The sequence below is a fragment of the Cellulosimicrobium sp. BMG9.22 genome (genome assembly GCF_059159975.1).
Map to the genome: position 1 here is coordinate 19,207 of NZ_JBZGBY010000027.1, position 17,359 is coordinate 36,565.

The 17,359-nt window shown below is 73.3% G+C and carries 16 protein-coding genes; 3 read left to right on the forward strand and 13 right to left on the reverse strand.

Annotated features, from left to right (window positions below; all coding sequences use genetic code 11):
* Positions 1–106 precede the first annotated feature (106 nt).
* From AC4H2H_RS15945 to AC4H2H_RS15980, 8 genes are all read right to left on the reverse strand, one after another.
* Positions 107–748 (reverse strand): hypothetical protein, encoded by a 642-nt coding sequence (locus tag AC4H2H_RS15945; RefSeq protein WP_494371800.1) that lies wholly within the window; start codon positions 746–748, stop codon positions 107–109.
* 188 nt (positions 749–936) lie between these two features.
* Positions 937–1,425, reverse strand: a complete 489-nt coding sequence (locus tag AC4H2H_RS15950) for a pilus assembly protein TadG-related protein (protein ID WP_494371801.1) — start codon at positions 1,423–1,425, stop codon at positions 937–939.
* Entirely contained in the window at positions 1,422–1,919 is a 498-nt protein-coding gene (locus AC4H2H_RS15955) for a pilus assembly protein (protein WP_494371802.1), read from the reverse strand. Before AC4H2H_RS15955 ends, AC4H2H_RS15950 begins: the two co-directional genes overlap by 4 nt.
* On the reverse strand, positions 1,916–2,311 hold the full coding sequence (locus AC4H2H_RS15960; RefSeq protein ID WP_494371803.1) for a TadE/TadG family type IV pilus assembly protein: 396 nt from the start codon (positions 2,309–2,311) through the stop codon (positions 1,916–1,918). Before AC4H2H_RS15960 ends, AC4H2H_RS15955 begins: the two co-directional genes overlap by 4 nt.
* A gap of 2 nt (positions 2,312–2,313) precedes the next feature.
* The gene (locus tag AC4H2H_RS15965) at positions 2,314–2,520 is read right to left on the reverse strand and encodes a hypothetical protein (protein WP_494371804.1); all 207 of its coding nucleotides are present in this window, start codon (positions 2,518–2,520) and stop codon (positions 2,314–2,316) included.
* A 72-nt stretch (positions 2,521–2,592) separates the two neighbouring features.
* Entirely contained in the window at positions 2,593–3,534 is a 942-nt protein-coding gene (locus AC4H2H_RS15970; RefSeq protein WP_494371805.1) for a type II secretion system F family protein, read from the reverse strand.
* Positions 3,531–4,391, reverse strand: a complete 861-nt coding sequence (locus tag AC4H2H_RS15975; RefSeq protein ID WP_494371806.1) for a type II secretion system F family protein — start codon at positions 4,389–4,391, stop codon at positions 3,531–3,533. The genes AC4H2H_RS15970 and AC4H2H_RS15975 overlap by 4 nt, the downstream gene beginning before the upstream one ends.
* A gap of 1 nt (position 4,392) precedes the next feature.
* Positions 4,393–5,679 (reverse strand): TadA family conjugal transfer-associated ATPase, encoded by a 1,287-nt coding sequence (locus AC4H2H_RS15980; protein ID WP_494371807.1) that lies wholly within the window; start codon positions 5,677–5,679, stop codon positions 4,393–4,395.
* Positions 5,680–5,867: 188 nt separating this feature from the next.
* Here AC4H2H_RS15980 and AC4H2H_RS15985 point away from each other — a divergent pair, with 188 nt between their 5' ends.
* On the forward strand, positions 5,868–7,094 hold the full coding sequence (locus tag AC4H2H_RS15985; RefSeq protein ID WP_494371808.1) for a pyridoxal phosphate-dependent aminotransferase: 1,227 nt from the start codon (positions 5,868–5,870) through the stop codon (positions 7,092–7,094).
* A 69-nt stretch (positions 7,095–7,163) separates the two neighbouring features.
* On the opposite strand, the gene AC4H2H_RS15990 is transcribed toward AC4H2H_RS15985, so the two are convergent.
* From AC4H2H_RS15990 to AC4H2H_RS16000, 3 genes are all read right to left on the reverse strand, one after another.
* A complete protein-coding gene (locus AC4H2H_RS15990) occupies positions 7,164–8,489 on the reverse strand; it encodes an LCP family protein (RefSeq protein ID WP_494371809.1) in 1,326 nt (441 codons plus the stop codon).
* 163 nt (positions 8,490–8,652) lie between these two features.
* Positions 8,653–10,887 (reverse strand): esterase-like activity of phytase family protein, encoded by a 2,235-nt coding sequence (locus tag AC4H2H_RS15995; protein WP_494371810.1) that lies wholly within the window; start codon positions 10,885–10,887, stop codon positions 8,653–8,655.
* Between the two features lie 84 nt (positions 10,888–10,971).
* Complete coding sequence (locus tag AC4H2H_RS16000; RefSeq protein WP_494371811.1) at positions 10,972–12,207, reverse strand: multidrug effflux MFS transporter; 1,236 nt, start codon at positions 12,205–12,207, stop codon at positions 10,972–10,974.
* Between the two features lie 131 nt (positions 12,208–12,338).
* On the opposite strand from AC4H2H_RS16000, the gene AC4H2H_RS16005 reads away from it, so the two are divergent.
* On the forward strand, positions 12,339–13,106 hold the full coding sequence (locus AC4H2H_RS16005; protein WP_494371812.1) for an SOS response-associated peptidase: 768 nt from the start codon (positions 12,339–12,341) through the stop codon (positions 13,104–13,106).
* 36 nt (positions 13,107–13,142) lie between these two features.
* Here AC4H2H_RS16005 and AC4H2H_RS16010 read toward each other — a convergent pair whose 3' ends face one another.
* Together AC4H2H_RS16010 and AC4H2H_RS16015 are read right to left on the reverse strand one after the other, a co-directional pair.
* Complete coding sequence (locus tag AC4H2H_RS16010; protein WP_494371813.1) at positions 13,143–14,231, reverse strand: adenylate/guanylate cyclase domain-containing protein; 1,089 nt, start codon at positions 14,229–14,231, stop codon at positions 13,143–13,145.
* A 91-nt stretch (positions 14,232–14,322) separates the two neighbouring features.
* A complete protein-coding gene (locus tag AC4H2H_RS16015; protein WP_494371814.1) occupies positions 14,323–15,303 on the reverse strand; it encodes a biotin--[acetyl-CoA-carboxylase] ligase in 981 nt (326 codons plus the stop codon).
* Between the two features lie 400 nt (positions 15,304–15,703).
* Between AC4H2H_RS16015 and AC4H2H_RS16020 the strand changes: the two genes are divergently transcribed.
* Complete coding sequence (locus tag AC4H2H_RS16020; RefSeq protein WP_494371815.1) at positions 15,704–17,347, forward strand: acyl-CoA carboxylase subunit beta; 1,644 nt, start codon at positions 15,704–15,706, stop codon at positions 17,345–17,347.
* The last annotated feature ends 12 nt before the right edge of the window (positions 17,348–17,359 follow it).

The window sequence follows — 17,359 nt, forward strand, 5'->3', positions numbered from 1 at the left end:
CGGGTGATCCGGAGAGGCTCTGCGCCTCCAAGATCACCCGGCCCGCCGTCGGTCGGTGCGTGACCGGTCAGCGACCGGTCGCGCGACGGGTCAGTCAGCGTCGACGTCAGCCCTCGGAAAGGGTCAGCGTGATCGTCGAGGAGTACGAGCCGGCCGCGACGTCCTCGGCGGTGCGCAGCGTGAGGCCCGCGTTCACGCTCCACGAGCCCTCGGGGTTGACCTCGGCGGAGTCCCAGGTCGAGACCAGGAGCTCCTGGTTCTCGAGCCCCACGTTGTCGGACTCGTCGGCGTCACCCTCGAGCGCCGGGTCGACCTCCTGGCCGGCCTCGACCAGGCCGGTCTCACCGCCGTCCTCCAGCATGGGCGTCCAGCCGAGGTTCTCGGCGCCGATGTTCGGCTGGCCCTCGGTGCCGACGAAGGGGTCGGCCTGGCCGAGGACGGCCCAGGCAGCGCCCTCAGGGATCTCCTCTGCCATGCGGGTGTCGGTCACCGTGACGGTGGGCAGGGTGCCCGTGAACTCGCGGGTCCCTTCGACCGTCGAGGTCGCCTCGGCCAGCGTCGTCGAGTCGGCGGCCACGCTGAAGGCGAGGTTGCCCGGCTCCACGTCGCCCTCGATCTCGACCGAGACGTCGACGCCTTCCTGGTCGCCGGGCGCCGCGAGTGCGCCGGACGCCATGGCGACCGTACCGATGAGCATCGCACCGAGGGCACCCCCGGCGACGAGCTTCTTCGTTGCTCGTGCGTTCATGTTGTAGCTCTCCATCGTTGGAGTTGTTGTCGGACCGGATCACCATAGCGGCGAACCTGGGGTTTTCACAGGGTCACGACAGAAGTGGCCATCCAAAGTTAAGAAAGTGGACAAAGACGCGGGAGCGCGCTCGTGCGTCGTTGCGGCCTTCCCTCCCCGGATGCTCGTCGTCGAACAGCAGCAGGTGCTCACCACGCTCTGGCACGTGACTCTGCACGCACGATGATGCCATCACTCCAGAGCTGGGTCACCCAGCTGATCATGGCGGGCCGTGCGCGAGCCGCGAGAGCGACGCTCGCGGTCCGCCCGTCGGTCGTCGACGCGTCGGTCACCGCGACGTCGTGCAGACCACTGAGCGCCTCGGGATGGCGCGCCAGATAGTCCTGGACGTCCGCCCTGATCGAGGTGTCCGTGAGGGTGAGCACGGCGCCCTCGACGGGCGTGTCCGCGGCCCCGTCGTAGAAGGTCTCGTGCGTCATGGAGTCGGCGGCGGTGAGTGCGAGCGCGTCAGCGAGCTCGTACAGCCGCTTGCGCTCCAGGTGCACCTGCGTCGCGCTCACGACGACCGTCACGAGGAGGAGGGCGAAGGCCACGAACGCGGTCGTGAGCAGCATGATCTGGCCGTCGTCCCGCGCCTCGCCCGACCCCCGCAGGCGCCGCAGTGCACGGCGTGTCACGGTCGCCTCGCGGCGTACTCGTCGACGGACGCGATGTGCCGCGCCTCGACGGGGACGGAGAGCGGCACCGCCGAGCGCGCGAAGGCCGGCACGAGAGGGAGCGAGACGTCGAGCCGCACGTGCGTGGTGACCTCTCCGCCGGGCTCGAGGCAGGGCGACGCGGAGCAGCTGATCGTCAGGGCGTCCGCCGGCGCGGCGTCGTCGAAGCCCTGGTCCTCGAAGGCGAGGGCGACGGCCACGGCCGCGAGCCGGGCACCGTCCGCCCCGGAGGGCGCGGTGACGAACGCCCGGGCGGCCTCGCGCGACGCCCCCTCGACTGCGAACGTCGCCGCCTGGACGCGGCCCACCGTCAGCACGAGGTACATCGCCGGAAGGAGGAGGACGAGCGCCACACCGAGGAACTCGACGATCGCGTTGCCGCGCTCACCGGCCGCGCCTGGTCCCCGGAGCCGGTGGAGCGCCCGGCGCACGACTCCGCGGAGAGATCCGGTCATGGTGCCTCCTCGAGCGCCCGGCCCTCCACCGTCACGACCCCCGCCGGCCCGAGGAGCCCGACGACCGGGAGCGGCGCCGAGACCGTCACCTCGATGACAGGCAGGCCGTCCACGACCGTCTCCCGCGCGACGACGTCCTGCGCGTAGCGGGCGGAGAGCGACGCGACGACGAGCTCTCGTGTCCGGGCGACGCCGTCGGCCGGGCCACGGTCCGCCCGGCCGGCGACGCGAGCACCCTCCGCCGCGCAGTCGACGAGCGTCGCCCGCACGTGCACCGCGAGCGCGACCTGGACGACACCGAGGAACAGCACGAGGACGAGGACCGAGACGAGCGTGAAGTCCACGACGGCCGACCCCCGCTCGCGGTCCTCGATCCCGAGGCGACGCCCCACGGTCAGGGCGCGCCGACGCTCTTGATCGCGTTGCTGAACGCCTGCGTGAGCGCAGGTCCCGCGACGGCCCACAACGCGATGACGAGCCCTGCGGTCATGAGGGTGATGAGCACCCACCCGGGCACGTCTCCGCGCTCGGGCGTGCCCTGGACCAGCCGGCGCACACCGCCCCGCAGCACCCGCCGCACGGTCCCTGTCCAACGCACCATCCCCTGCATCGCTCTCCCTCGTCGTCCTGTCGTGTCGTGTCGTGCTGGTGTCATGTCGTGTCGTCGGGTTGCTCAGAAACCGATCCGCAGCGTCGCGATCGACGGAAAGACCGCGAAGACCACGGTCACCGGCAGGATGAGGAAGACCACCGGGACCATCATCGCGACCTCCTTCTTGCCGCCCGCCTCCATGAGCGCTCGGCGCCCCGTCTCGCGGACGTCCTGCGCCTGGGCGCGCAGCACGTCGGCGAGGGGCGTCCCCCGCTCGACGGCCACGGCGACACCTTCGGCGAACCTCGTCAGGCTCGGCAGGCCGGTACGGTCGGCGAGCTGCTCGAGGGCCCGCGTGAGCGGGGAGCCCGCCCGCACCGAGGCGAGCGTCGCCGCCAGCTCGCCCGAGAGCTCCCCGTGCGCGGTCGACGCGACGCGCTCGAGCGCGGCGACGGGCCCCTCGCCCGCGCCCACGGCGAGCGCGAGCAGCTCCGCGACCGTCGGGAACTCCGCAAGCATCCGTTCCTCGCGCCGGCGCACCGCGCGCGAGAGCATCTGGTCGCACGCGAGGATCCCGCCCAGGCCGCACAGCAGGGCGAGCAGGACCAGCGAGACGACGGACGACCCACGTGTCGCGGCAAGGACGACGGCCAGGAAGGTGCCCGCAGCGAGGCCGAGCACGCCCCACACGAGCTGGCGCGCGCGGAACTGGTCCACCGTGCGGTTCCACCCTGCGCGGTCGAGGCGCCTGCGCACGTCGGCCGACGTGGACCCGAGCCGCTCGAGGGCGCGCCCCGCATCGGCGAGCCACGGCGTGACGAGCCGTTCGAGCGTCGGGAACGGGGTCCGGACGGGCTGGTCGCGCAGGAGCACGGAGGTCGAGTCCCGCGTGCGCAGGTAGGGCGCCAGGCGCTCGTCGAGACGGATGGCCCGGCCCCGCACGCCCGCCACGACGAGCAGCACGCCGAGCCCGCCGAGCGCCCCGATCGCGACGCCGAGCCAGGACACGTCGATCCCCGTCATCGCAGCACCCGCTCTTCCTCGGGCAGGCGACCGATCCGGAGCATGAGTCGGTACGCGACGAGCGAGCACACGGCACCGCCCGCCAGCACGAAGGCGCCCGTGACCGAGTTGTAGGCCGCGGCCGTCTCCGGGCGCGTCGCGAGGAACCCGAGGACGACCCACGGGCCGGCGACCGCGAGCCGGGCCCCGTTGACCGTCCACGACTGGCGTGCCTCGAGCTCGCCGCGGGTCCTGGCGTCGTCGCGCAGGAAGGTCGAGAGCGTGCGCAGGAGCCGCCCGAGGTCGGTGCCGCCGACGTCGCGCGTCAACCGCAACGCCTCGACGATGCGGTCCGCGACCGGGTCCGCGAGTCGTTCCTTGAGCGCGTCGAGGCTGTCGCCGAACCTCCCGGAGGCCCGGTAGTCCTGCGCGAACCGCGCGAACGGCTCGCGCAGCTCGACGGGCCCGCGATCACCGAGCTGGCCGACCGCCTCCGGGAGCGCAAGTCCGGCACGCACGCCCGAGGCGAGGTGGTCCAGGACCTCCGGCCAGACGTCGCGCAGGCGCGCGCGCCGCCGTCGGGCCCGGGACTGCACGAGGACGGACGGTGCCGCCGCCGCGATGGCGGCGAAGCACGCGGCGATCGTCACCGACCCGGTGAGCACGGTCGCGACGAGGAGCACGACGAGGCCCACCCCGATGCTGGTCGCCACGAGCGCGCCCGGCGTCACCGACGGCGCACCGGCCTGGACGAGCAGGTCCTGCGTCCGCGCCGACCACCCGTCGACCTTGCGCTCGCGCGGCGGCCCGGGCTCCCAGAAGGACCACCAGACGCAGAAGAGCCCCGCGCCGAGAAGGAACCCCACGACGACGCCCACGTCAGCGCACCCCCGACCACGCGCCGTCGGGCAGCGGCAGCGGCTCGTGCGGCCGCTCGGGCCGCAGGATCGTGGCGAGGTCGATCCCGGCGCGGGCGAACCGGTCGGCGCCGGGCGGGAAGCCGTCGGCACGCACGAGGCGGTCACCCCTCCGCACGAACAGCTCCGACGCCTCGACCACACCCTCCTCGACCCGGCCCGAGACCCCGAGGATCTCGCGCACCCCGCGACGTCCCTCGACATCGACCCCGAGGTGCACGACGAGGTCGATCGCCGACGCGACCGTGGGGATCACGAAGCGGTCCGACACGTTCTCGCCGGCGAGCAGCGGCAACGTGCACATCTTCGAGATCGCCTCCCGCGCGGAGTTCGCGTGGATCGTGCACATGCCGGGAACGCCTGCGTTCAGAGCGATGAGCAGGTCGAAGCTCTCCGCCTCGCGCACCTCGCCGATGACGATGCGGTCCGGCCGCATCCGCAGCGCCTCCTTGACGAGTCGTCGCAGCGGGATCTCGCCCGTCCCCTCGAGGCTCGGCTGGCGGCACTGCATCGAGACGATGTCCCGGACCGCGAACCGCAGCTCGAACACCTCCTCGCACGTGATGACGCGCTGGGTCGCCGGGATCGACCCCGCGAGAGCGTTGAGCATCGTCGTCTTGCCCGCCTGCGTCGCGCCCGCGACGAGCACGTTGAGCCCTGCGCGCACGGACGCGTCCAGGAAGAGCGCGGCCTGCGGCGTGAGCGACCCGAGCCGCACCAGGTCGTCCAGATGCGCAGCCCGCACCACATGCTTGCGGATGTTGACGGCAAGCTCGGTGCGGGTGACGTCGGGGATGACGACGTGCAACCGCTCACCGCCGGGCAGGGCGGCGTCGACGAACGGGCTCGACAGGTCGAGACGACGGCCGGACGAGCGCAGCATCTGCTCGACCAGGTCGCGCACCTGCTGGGCCGTGAGCATCGTCGTCGTCAGCTCGGACCGTCCCCCGCGCGCGACGAACACCTGGGACGGGGAGTTGATCCAGATCTCCTCGATCTCCGGGTCGTCGAGGTAGGGCTGCAGCGGTCCGAGCCCGGCGACGGCGTCGATCACCGCGCGACCGGCCCCCTCGGGGTCGGCCAGAGGCACGACGACCCCGATCGCGCTGCGTGTCTCGTAGTCCGCGACGACGTCGCGCACGAGCTGGTCGACCGCTGCGCGATCGCGCACGGGGTCGACGCCCCGGCGCCGCACGAGCTCGCGCACCTCGCTCTCGAGCACGCCGATGGCGTGCGCGTCCACAGACATGTCGAGCGTTCCCCCTGCTCCGTCGGCCGGCTGTCGTCGCCGGGACCGAAGTTCCGTGCCAGAGAGTAGGGCATCCGCCGCCCCACGGGAACCGTCCCTGTGGACGGCGGCACGGAATCCGTGGCCCCGCACCGAAATCCGTCGCGGACGTCCCACATCGTGGGCAGGCGCACGGCTAGGGTCGGGCCATGACCGACCTCCCGCCCGGCCGCTGGCAGGACGCGGCGCGCGCCACCGGCCTGCTCGCCCCGGACGGCACGGCGGAGGCGACGATCTTCGCGCAGATGACCGATCTCGCGCGCCGCACCGGTGCGATCAACCTCGGCCAGGGCTTCCCGGACGTCGACGGCCCCGCGACCGTCAAGCACGCCGCGATCCGCGCGATCCAGGACGGGCACAACCAGTACCCGCCGGGGCCAGGGATCCTCGAGCTGCGCAACGCCGTCGCGAGCCACCAGTACCGCCACTACGGGCTCGACCCCGACCCGGACACCGAGGTCCTCGTGACCACCGGCGCCACAGAGGCGCTCGCCGCGACGATCCTCGCGCTCGCGGGCCCGGGCGACGACGTCGTGACGCTCGAGCCGTTCTACGACTCGTACGCGGCGTGCATCGCCCTCGCGGGCGCGACCCACGTCACCGTGCCGCTGGTCCCGGGTCGCGAGCGGTTCCGGCTCGACGTCGACGCCCTGCGCACCGCGGTCACCGACCGGACGCGGATGATCGTCGTCAACTCCCCGCACAACCCGACGGGCACGGTGCTCGCCCTCGACGAGCTCGACGCGATCGCCGCCGTCGCGCGCCGCCACGACGCGCTCGTCGTCACCGACGAGGTCTACGAGCACCTGACGTTCGACGACGTCCGGCACGTCCCGATCGCGACCCTCCCGGGCATGCGCGAGCGCACGATCACGATCTCCTCGGCGGGCAAGACGTTCTCGTTCACCGGCTGGAAGATCGGCTGGCTGCACGGCCCCGAGCGGCTCGTCACGGCCGTGCGGACGGTCAAGCAGTTCCTCACCTACACGTCGGGCGCGCCGTTCCAGCCGGCGATCGCCGACGCCCTCTCCGACGACGAGACGCCGCGCGCCCTCGCCGACTCGCTCGCGTCACGGCGCGACCTCCTGTGCGACGGCCTCGTGCGCGCCGGGTTCGACGTCGTCGTCCCTCAGGGCACGTACTTCGTGGTCGCCGACGGCGCTCCTCTGGGCTTCGACGACGGCACCGCCCTGTGCCGCGAGCTGCCCGAGCGCGCGGGCGTCGTCGCCGTCCCCGTGAGCGCGTTCTGCACGCCCGGTTCGACGACGGCCCGCGCCCTGGCCTCACGCGTGCGGTTCACGTTCGTCAAGCGCGAGGACGTCCTGCACGAGGCCGTGCGGCGGCTCGCGCGCCTGGACGCGTCGCGCACGCGCTGAGGGCGCGTCCCGGACACCCCGAGGACGCACCACGGAGCCACCGATGCGGCTGCTCCACCTCCGCGTTGATCAGGAGGGGCAGACGCCGGGCTGCAGCTCCTCGACCGGGGGTGCCACGGGGGTCTCGGGCGTCCCCGCACCGGGGTCGGTCGCGCCGGGGTCGGTCGTCCCCGGGTCGGCCGCACCGGCCCCGGGGTCCGTCGCCTCCCCGCCGGTGTCGGCGGGAGGCACCGTGCCGTCCGCGGGCGCCGTCGCGTCGTCGCGCGGGTCCGTGACCGGCTCGTGCCCCGGCGGCGGCACGTCGTTGATCAGACGCTCCCAGATCGCGTCGGCCTCCGAGGTCCACTCGACCCGGCCCTTCTGGTTCGTGGAATCGACGACGGGGAGCGGTGTGAACACGACCTCGGAGGGCTTGATCGCGCGCAGGCTGAACGCCAGGCCCGCGAGCGCCGCCGGGTCGGCGATGGTGGGGTCGGCGCTGATCGAGCTGAGCACGGCCTCGATGACGCCGTAGAGCTGCGGCGCGTTGGTGATGATGTTCTTCGAGAGGATCTCGCGGACGGCCGAGTCGATGAACGCCTGCTGGCGCTCGATGCGCGTGAGGTCCGACCCGATCTCGAGCCCCATGCCCGTCCCGTGCCGGACGCGCACGAAGCCGATGGCCTCGTGACCGGTGAGCGTGTGCTGCCCTGCCGGGAGGTTCAGCGTGCCGTAGTCCGGGTCCTCCACGACGGGCTCCGGGAAGCACATGGTCACGCCGTCGATCGCGTCGACCACGCCGATGACGCCGGTCATCTTCACCACGACGTGGTTGGTGATGGGCACGCCCGTGAGGTCGTAGACCGCCTGGATGGTGCACGCCGCGGCGTGCGTCATGTCGTTGACACCGCCCGAGCCGATCTGAAACGCCTCGTTGAACATCGTGTTCGGCCGCGGGGACGACGTCGACCCGTCGGGGAGCTTGCACGCCGGCAGGTCGACGAGCGAGTCGCGCGGGATGGAGACGACCTCCATGCGCGTGCGGTCGCCGGAGACGTGCACGATGAACGTCGTGTCGGACCGCATGCCCTCTGCCTCGCCGGCGATCGCCACGTTCTCGGCGTCCCGGTAGTCCGTGCCCATGACGAGGATGTTGAGGGCCTGGCCGGCGAAGGGGTCGGACGGGTCTTTGGGCGGATCCTGGGTCGGCAGGCCGACGACGAGCCCGGACACGTCGCTCACCTCGCCCTTCGACTTGAAGTCGAGGTACACCGCACCCGTGCCGACGGCGACGAACGCGAGGGCGCCGGTCAGCACGAGCCCGACGGTCCGCGCGACACGGTGCGAGCGCAGCGCGCGCGCATGGTGAGGGCCGACCGCGGGACGGTCCGCGGACGGCTTGCGGGACGATGACACCCGAGAAGAGTAGAGCCCTCGTGCGGAGCGCCGCGCGCGACGACCGGGCGGGAACGTGAAGGCACCGCGAAGATCGCACCGCAGGAAGCCCGTGACCGGCGTCGTCGGACGCCCGCGGAGCGCCGTCGGGCACGTGCCCGACGACGCCCCGCAACGCGGACGGTCAGCCCACCGCGGCGACGCCGAGGTCGGGCTGGTCGGTGAAGAAACCGTCCATGCCGGCGTCGAGGAAGGCGCGGACCTCGCCCGCGAGGTCGCCGTACGCGGCGGGGTCGGTGCTCGAGCGGAACTCGGCGGGGAGGAACTGGTTCTCCGCCCGGAAGGTCCACCCGTGCACCTCGAGCCCGGCGCGGTGCGCGTCGCGGATCACCGACGTCGGCTCCCCGAGCGTGCCGTCCGCCTCGCGCGGGATCATGACGTTCTTCTCGAGACCGACGCCGTCCGCGTACCGCGCGATCTCGCGCAGGCCCGAGCGGGTGACGAGGTCGGCGTAGGTGCGCGGGTCGCCCGCGGCGACGAGGTCGTACGGGGCGCCGGAGCTGCTGACGAGCTGCGCGAGGTCGACCTTCGTCATCCGGTCGAGCTCGCGCAGGTTGCCCGTCTCGAACGACTGGACGATGACGGGCGCCCTGCGGGAGTCGAGCCCGGCGGCCTGGAGCGCGGCGACGAGCGGCTCCTCGAGCGAGAGCCCGACCGAGTCGAAGTACGTCGGGTGCTTGGTCTCGGGGTAGACGCCGACCTGCTCGCCGTCGCACGTCACGGAGTGGCGAGCGAGGTCGAGCACCTCGGCGAGCGTGGGGATCGGGTAGAGGCCGTCGAACGCCGTGTTCTGGGGGCGCAGCGCCGGGATGCGCTCCTTCGCGCGCAGCGTGCGCAGCTCGGCGAGCGTGAAGTCCTCGGTGAACCACCCGGTGACGGCGGTCCCGTCGATCGTCTTCGTCGTGCGGCGGTCGGCGAACTCCGGGTGGTTCGCGACGTCCGTCGTGCCGCCGATCTCGTTCTCGTGGCGCGCGACGAGCACGCCGTCCTTGGTCGAGACGACGTCCGGCTCGATGTAGTCGGCGCACTGCAGGATCGCCTGCTCGTACGCGGCGAGCGTGTGCTCGGGGCGGTAGCCGCTCGCGCCGCGGTGCCCGACGACGGTGACGTCGTCGGTCGCGACGCGCTCGCGACGCAGGTCGACGAGCACCATCTCGGTGTCGTCGGGAGTCCCCGGCACGCGCGCGTCGTTGCCCGGGTAGTTGTTGTCGTTGCCGATGAGCAGGCGCCCGTCGCGCAGCTGGACCACGGTCTCGAACGACTGCACGGGCAGCGAGAACCGGTCCCCGGTGCCGTACCCGTCGCCCGCCCCGATGCCGTGCGGGTTCGCGATCTTCAGGGCGTCGAGCACGAGCTCCTTCTCGAGGTGCCCCGACCGGTCGCTCTCGTCCAGGTCGACGCGGTAGACGCGCTTCGTCACCGACTGCTCGCCGTCGAGGTCGTCGCGCTCGACGAGGAGCAGCTCGTCCTTGCCGACCGTGAACGCGTCGCCGACGACGTTCGCGTCGGTGTCCACACGGTAGGTCCAGGTGCGGTCGGTGTAGCGGCCCGAGCGGGTGTCGAACTGGCGCACGACGCGGTCGCGCGGGTCGTCCCCGACGAGCGCGCCCTCGAGCACCGGGTACAGGTAGCGGCCGTCACGGGACCCGGCGAGCGCCTCGAAGCCGCGGCTGGACCCGACGAGCGGCGTCTCCCCCGGCGCGAGGTACGGGTTGGCGGGCGACTTGCCGTCGGGGAACGGCACGGGCGGCGCGAGGAGCGCGCCCGTCGCGTCGACGTGCAGGAGGAACGGCCCGAACTCCTCCCCGATCCAGAAGGTGCCGTCCTTCGCCCGCACGAGCGACTCGATGTCGAAGTCGGCGCCCGTGAGCAGCCGCTCCTCGGTGTTCTCGTGGACGATCGGGAAGTCGACGTGGTGGTCGGGGTCGCGCAGCGAGAGGTGCTCCCCGACCTCGATCTCGCCGGGGCCGCCCTGCGCCGTCTGCCACTGCGGCGTCACGCGGTACAGGCGCAGGAGGAAGTCGGCGGAGTTGCCCTTCGCGCCGAACCCGTTGTCGGGCTGGGCCCAGAACGTCCCGTCGCCGTTGTCGACCATCGCGGAGAAGCCCGGGATCACCTGCCCCGCGAACGGGCCCTGGCGGCCGTTCGCGGGCGTGACCTGGGCGCCCGACGGCGGTCCCTCCTCCAGGTGGTCGGCGGACAGCGTCGCGCGGGCGACGAGCGTCGGGACGACGACCCCGCTCCCCCGCTCGTCGGACGGGCGGTGGGCGGGTGCGGCGACGGCGGCGGACGCAACCGGCAGCGTCAGCGCCGCGGCGACCAGGGCGGCGGTGGCCCGGCGTGCTCCTGTGAGTCTCATGCGACCCATCGAAGTCCCGGTCCGGGACGCTCGCATGCACACAGGAGGACGGTCGGGTGACGGTCGCGTGAACGCCGGTCGACGTCAGACGGGCGTGTGCCAGCCCCCGCGGCGGAAGGCGGGCGTGGCGAGCGCGAGCACGAGCAGCGACGCGACGACGGCACCGAGCATGACGGTCGCCATCGCCACCGCGTCGCCGCCGAGGACGCCGACGAGCGGGCTGACGAGTCCGGCGACCCCTGACTGGAACGCACCGATGACGGCGGCCGCCGTCCCCGCGATCTCGCCGTGCCGCGTGAGGGCGAGCGCAGAGGCGTTCGCGGGGATGAGTCCCTGCATCGACAGCACGAGGAACAGCGCGGCGACGATCCCGACGATCCCGCCGACCCCGGTCACGGCGACGACCAGGAGCCCGACGGCGAACACGCCCTGGATGACGAGCGCGACCCGCAGCAGGCGCACGGGCGCGACGCGCCGCACGAGGGAGGCGTTCGCCTGCGCGGAGAGCACGAGGCCGATGCCGTTGATCGCGAAGAGCAGCGCGAACTGGCCGTGGCTGAGCCCGTAGCCCTCCTGGAGCACGAACGGCGACCCGACGACGTAGCTCATGAGCACCGCCTGCCCGAGGCCCGGGAGGACGGCGAGCGCGACGAAGTGCCGGTCCCGCAGGAGGCTCGCGTACCCCCGCAGGACGACGCGGGCTCCGGCAGGCCGACGGCGCTCGACCGGGAGCGACTCCGGCATCCAGAACAGGACGACGGCGCCGAGCGCGATGCCCGCGAGCGCGAGCACCCAGAACACCGCGTGCCACGAGGCGTGCGCGCCGATGAACGACCCGATCGACGGGGCGAGCAACGGCGCGAGGCCGATGACGAGCATGAGCCGTGAGAGGACGCGGGCGGCGTCGGAGCCGGTGAAGCGGTCGCGGATCGCGGCGATCGCGACGACCGACGCGGACGCGTTGAAGAAGCCCTGGAGCACGCGCAGCCCGATGAGGATCCCGATGTTGGGCGCCATCGCGCACAGGATCGAGGTCACGACGTGCAGCGACAGGCCGACGAGGACCGGCAGGCGGCGGCCGTACCGGTCCGAGAGCGGGCCGATGACGAGCTGCCCGACGGCGCCGCCGATGAGCATGGCGGAGAGCGTGAGCTGGGCCAGAGAGTCCGGGGCGCCCAGGTCCGCACCGACCTCGGGCAGCAGCGGGAGGTACATGTCGACCGTGAGCGCGGGGAGCGTCGCGAGGGCCCCGAGGAGCAGCACCCAGCGGGCCGTGGACCTCGGTCGGGGCATGACGGGGTCGACCGAAGGGGTGGGCATGGCGTCCATCGTATCGATTCGATCGTCGTGGTCACGGCCGCGGAGGACGTGAGCCGCCTCTCCTTCCCACCCGTTCCACCGGCCGGGCGACCGCCGTACAGGGTGTGGGTGGCGTGCGGCAGGCTGGTCCCATGTGCGGACGCTATGCCTCCTTCCGGGACGCCCAGGACCTCGCGGACGAGTTCGCCGTCGCGGACGTGGCCGACGACGCGCGCCTCCTGCCGCCGTCGTGGAACCTCGCCCCCACCGACCCCGTGCGCATCGTCGTCGAGCGCGCCGCGAAGGAGACGGGCGAGATCTGTCGCTCGCTGCGCGTCGCCCGCTGGGGCCTCGTGCCGTCGTGGTCGAAGGACCCGAAGGGCGGGGCGCGCATGATCAACGCGCGGGCGGAGTCGATCCTCGACAAGCCCGCGTTCGCCAAGCCGTTCGGCGTGCGCCGCTGCCTCGTGCCCGCGGAGGGCTACTACGAGTGGCGCGCCCTGCCCGACGGCGAGTCCCCGGTCGGCACCGGGAGCGCGCCCGCGCGGAAGGGCAAGGTCGCGAAGCAGCCGTACTGGATCGCGCCCGACGACGGCCGCAGCGCGGCCTTCGCGGGGCTCTACGAGTTCTGGCGCGACCGGTCGAAGGCGGACGACGACCCCGACCGGTGGCTCGTGTCCACGACGATCGTCACGACCGACGCCGCCCCGTACCTCGCCGAGATCCACGACCGCATGCCGCTCGCCCTGCCGCCCGACGCGTGGGACGCGTGGCTCGACCCGGCGGTCGACGCGCGGGGCGCCGCGGACCTGCTCGGGCTCGGCGGCCCGCACGACGACGTCCCGATGGTCGCGCGCAAGGTCTCGCCCCTGGTCAGCTCCGTGACCAACGACGGCCCCGGTCTGCTCGAGGCGGTCTGACGACGCCCCCGGTCGGGCGACGGCCGAGCGCGCTCGTCAGCCCCGGTACGCCCACTGGAGGCGCACGGGCTCGATCGTCCCGAGGCCCTGGACCTCGGTCTCGGGCTGCGCCGTGAGCGCGAAGCGCGGGTCCCGCGCGAGCATTCCCGCGGTGTCGCGGTCGACGAGGACGGTCGTCGGGTCGGCGATGTCGACGAGGCGCGCCGCGAGGTTGACGCTCGGGCCGAACACGTCGCCGAACCGCGAGAGCACCCGCCCCCACACGAGGCTCACGCGCACGGGCGGGACGTCGACGTCCTCCTCCCGGCCTCCCGCGGCGGCCAGGCCGAGCGCGACCCGCGCGCCGGTCGCGACGTCGTCGGCCACGTAGAGCACCGCGTCGCCGATCGTCTTGACGACGCGGCCGCCCGCGGCGGTGATGACGTCGCGCGCGCTCGTCTCGAAGAGCTGGACGAACTCCGCGAGCTCGCTCGACCCGAGCCCGCGCGTGCGCTGCGTGAACGACACGATGTCGGCGAACCCGACGGCGCGCGGCAGCGGGAGCTCGTGCTCGTCGACCGCGGTGGTCCGCGCGGCGGAGAACTCCACCGCGAACCGCCCCGCGACCGCCGCGAGCTGACGTCGCCACGCGTGCAGGAGCTGCTCCTCGAGCACCGGCGCCAGCTCCGGCAGCCGGTCGAGCACGAGCAGGCGCGCGCTCGTGTCGTCGAGCTCGAAGCGCCGCGTGAGGTGCTCCACCAGCGCCTCGACCTGCCAGAGCACGAGCCGCTCGGTCGTGTGCCCGGTCGACCGGATGAGGGTCGTCAGCGCACGCTCGTCGAGCCGTTCCGCCGCGGAGAACGCGAACACGTCCGCGAGCGCCTGCGCGTCCATCTCGGTGAACGCGTGCTCCTGGCCCTCGGTGAGCGGCAGGCCGAGGGCCTGCCAGTAGGCGCGGACCCGGTCCTCGTCGACGCCGGCGCGTTCCGCGAGCCGCTCGAGGGTGAGGGTGCGCGGACCGCCGAGCAGGGCCTCGTCGAGGGCCGCCTCGGTCGGGACCGGCTCGTCGGTCGCCGCGACGTCCGCGCTGGCCACGTCGTGCTCCGACGCCCCGGCGAGCTCGTTCTCCTCAGGCTCTGCTGGCACCCGGCGATCCTAGTCCTCGCCGGCAGATCGAGGGTCGGCGCCCGGGGTCGTGCCCCGGCGGCGCCCAGGCGAGCACCCAGGTGGGCACCGCTCAGGCCGTCGGGCGCAGGTGGTGCACGTCGCCGCTGCGGTGCACGCGCGTCGTACCGTCGTCGTGGCGGACGACGAGGCCGCCGTCGGGGGCCAGACCGACCGCGAGCCCGACGTCGTCGGCGCCGTCCACGAGCTCGATCCGCACGCGCGTGCCGAGGGTGGCGCTGATGTCGGCGCAATCGGCATCGAGCCCGGCCGTGTGCGCGTCGCCGCCCGCGTCCCGCCAGCGCGCGAGGATCTCGCCGAACGCCTCGTGCAGCGCGACGAGGAGCACCTCCCGGTCGGTCGTCGCCGCCCCGGCGAGCGCGAGGGAGGTGGCGGTGGGCACGGGCAGCTCGTCGCGCGCCTGGCAGACGTTGAGCCCCACGCCGACGACGACGCCGCCGTCGGGCAGAACCTCCGCGAGGATCCCGGCGACCTTGCGCAGTGGCACCGACGTGTCAGCACCAGGTGCCCCCGGGGCGTCCTCTGGCCCTGACAGGTGGCCGCTCGCTCCGAGGCTGTCAGCGCCCGGGGTCACCCCCGCGGCACCGGATGCTGACAGGCTGCCGGGGTCGGGGACGAGGACGTCGTTGGGCCACTTGACGACGGCGTCGACCCCGGCGGTCGCGCGCAGCGCCCGGGCGGTCGCAAGCCCGGCGAGCAGCGGCAGCCAGCTCAGCACCTCGCGCGGGACGGCCGGTCGCAGCAGGATCGACCCGAGCAGCGCCGCGCGCGGCGGCGTCGTCCACGACCGCCCGAGCCGCCCCTTCCCCGCCGGCTGGTGCTCGGCGACGAGCAGCGCCGGCGCGGGCCACGCCTCGGGATCAGCGGCCACGGCGCGCGCGAGCTCCGCGTTGGTCGACCCGGACTCCGCGACCACCTCCAGCCGCGCGAGCGGCCCCGCGGGCGCCACGAGCAGCTCCCGCAAGAACTCCGCCCGCAGCGCAGGCCGCTCCTCGCCGTCGCCTCGGGCATCGTCGTCGCGCGCGGTCACCATGCCCGCCATCCTCGCGCACGCACCCGACCCAGGACGAGGGCCGGCAGCACGCGCACCAGACGGGGAAAGCAGGTCGAACGACAAGGGCGGGTCGTGCGCACCCGTGGGACCAGCCGAACGACGAGGACAGGTTCGGCACGGGCGGGCGAACAGATCCGAGGGTGAGCCGAACGCCGAGGGCGGGGTGGGCGGGGTGGCGCGCGGTCGTGGAGGGCCTGGCGGGAGCGCCGAGGAACGAGGCGCGGATGGTAGACCGCGCGCCACCCCGCCCACCCCGCCCGGACCCGACCACCGCGACCCACCCGAAGCAGCGAGTTGTCGACACCCACCAACGACGGCCCCGGCCACGCTGGCGCCGACCGCATCGAGTTGGTCCCACCCGCCAACTAGGCTCAGGTCCGTGACGGAACCTGCGACGACCCCTGCGGCGGCCTCGCCCGCGACGACCGAGACCGCCGACGCTCCCCGCCTGACCGGCACCGCGGCCAAGCTCGCCGACCTCGACCGCCGACGCGACGAGGCGACGACGCAGCCGGAGGAGGCCGCGCGCACCAAGCAGCACGCGCGCGGCAAGAAGACGGCGCGCGAGCGCATCGAGACGCTGCTCGACGAGGGCAGCTTCGTCGAGCTGGACGCGTTCGCCAAGCACCGGTCGTACAACTTCGGCCTGGAGAAGAAGCGGATCGCGGGCGACGGCGTCGTCGTGGGGCACGGCACGATCGACGGCCGCCAGGTGTGCGTGTACAGCCAGGACTTCACGGTGTTCGGCGGGAGCCTCGGCGAGGTGCACGGCCAGAAGATCACGAAGGTGCAGGACCTCGCGCTGCGCACAGGGGTGCCGCTCATCGGCATCAGCGACGGCGGCGGGGCGCGCATCCAGGAGGGCGTCGCGGCGCTCACGCAGTTCGCGGAGATCTTCCGCCGCAACGTGGCGTCGTCGGGAGTGATCCCGCAGATCTCGCTCATCCTCGGCCCGAGCGCGGGCGGCGCGGTGTACTCCCCCGCGCTGACGGACTTCATCGTCATGGTGGACAAGACGTCGAACATGTTCATCACCGGGCCGGACGTGATCCGCGCGGTGACGGGCGAGGACGTGGGCTTCGAGGAGCTCGGCGGTGGGTTGACGCACAACGAGAAGTCGGGTGTCGCCCACTACCTGGGCAGCGACGAGGACGACGCGATCGACTACGTGCGCCACCTCGTGTCCTACCTGCCGCAGAACAATCTCTCGGACGCGCCGTCGTTCCCGCCCGACGACGTCGAGCTCGCGGTCACGGAGGAGGACCTCGAGCTCGACGCGCTGATCCCCGACTCCGACTCGCAGCCGTACGACATGCGCACGGTGATCGAGCACGTGCTGGACGAGGGTGCGTTCCTCGAGGTGCAGCCGCTGTTCGCGAAGAACGTGCTGGTCGGGTTCGGGCACGTCGAGGGGCAGTCGGTGGGCGTCGTCGCGAACCAGCCCCTCGCGATGGCGGGCACGCTCGACATCGACGCGGCGGAGAAGGCGGCGCGGTTCGTGCGCACGTGCGACGCGTTCAACATCCCCGTCCTCACGCTCGTGGACGTCCCGGGATTCCTGCCGGGCGTGGACCAGGAGCACCAGGGCATCATCCGCCGCGGCGCGAAGCTCATCTACGCGTACGCGGAGGCGACGGTCCCGCTCGTCACCGTCATCACGCGCAAGGCGTACGGCGGCGCGTACATCGTCATGGGGTCCAAGCAGCTCGGCGCGGACGTCAACCTCGCGTGGCCGACGGCGCAGGTCGCGGTCATGGGCGCGGGCGGCGCGGTGAACATCCTGCAGCGGGCCGCGCTCAAGCGTGCGGCGGACGCCGGGGACGACGTCGACGCGGAGCGCGCCCGGCTGGTCGCCGAGTACGAGGACGCGATCGTCAACCCGTGGGACGCGGCCGAGCGCGGGTACGTCGACGCGGTGGTCCGCCCGTCGGAGACACGCGTGCAGGTCGTGCGTGCGCTGCGGGCGCTGCGCACCAAGCGCGCGAGCCTGCCGCCCAAGAAGCACGGCAACATCCCGCTGTGACCGCCCCGACGA

Excerpts from the sequence above, each read along its gene's own strand:
- AC4H2H_RS15955 (WP_494371802.1), bottom strand. The coding sequence starts at position 1,919 with ATGACCGGATCTCTCCGCGGAGTCGTGCGCCGGGCGCTCCACCGGCTC.
- AC4H2H_RS16015 (WP_494371814.1), bottom strand. The coding sequence starts at position 15,303 with ATGGTGACCGCGCGCGACGACGATGCCCGAGGCGACGGCGAGGAGCGG.
- AC4H2H_RS15970 (WP_494371805.1), bottom strand. The coding sequence starts at position 3,534 with ATGACGGGGATCGACGTGTCCTGGCTCGGCGTCGCGATCGGGGCGCTC.
- AC4H2H_RS15985 (WP_494371808.1), top strand. The coding sequence starts at position 5,868 with ATGACCGACCTCCCGCCCGGCCGCTGGCAGGACGCGGCGCGCGCCACC.
- AC4H2H_RS15965 (WP_494371804.1), bottom strand. The coding sequence starts at position 2,520 with ATGGTGCGTTGGACAGGGACCGTGCGGCGGGTGCTGCGGGGCGGTGTG.
- AC4H2H_RS16005 (WP_494371812.1), top strand. The coding sequence starts at position 12,339 with ATGTGCGGACGCTATGCCTCCTTCCGGGACGCCCAGGACCTCGCGGAC.
- AC4H2H_RS15980 (WP_494371807.1), bottom strand. The coding sequence starts at position 5,679 with ATGTCTGTGGACGCGCACGCCATCGGCGTGCTCGAGAGCGAGGTGCGC.
- AC4H2H_RS15995 (WP_494371810.1), bottom strand. The coding sequence starts at position 10,887 with ATGAGACTCACAGGAGCACGCCGGGCCACCGCCGCCCTGGTCGCCGCG.
- AC4H2H_RS15945 (WP_494371800.1), bottom strand. The coding sequence starts at position 748 with ATGAACGCACGAGCAACGAAGAAGCTCGTCGCCGGGGGTGCCCTCGGT.
- AC4H2H_RS16000 (WP_494371811.1), bottom strand. The coding sequence starts at position 12,207 with ATGCCCACCCCTTCGGTCGACCCCGTCATGCCCCGACCGAGGTCCACG.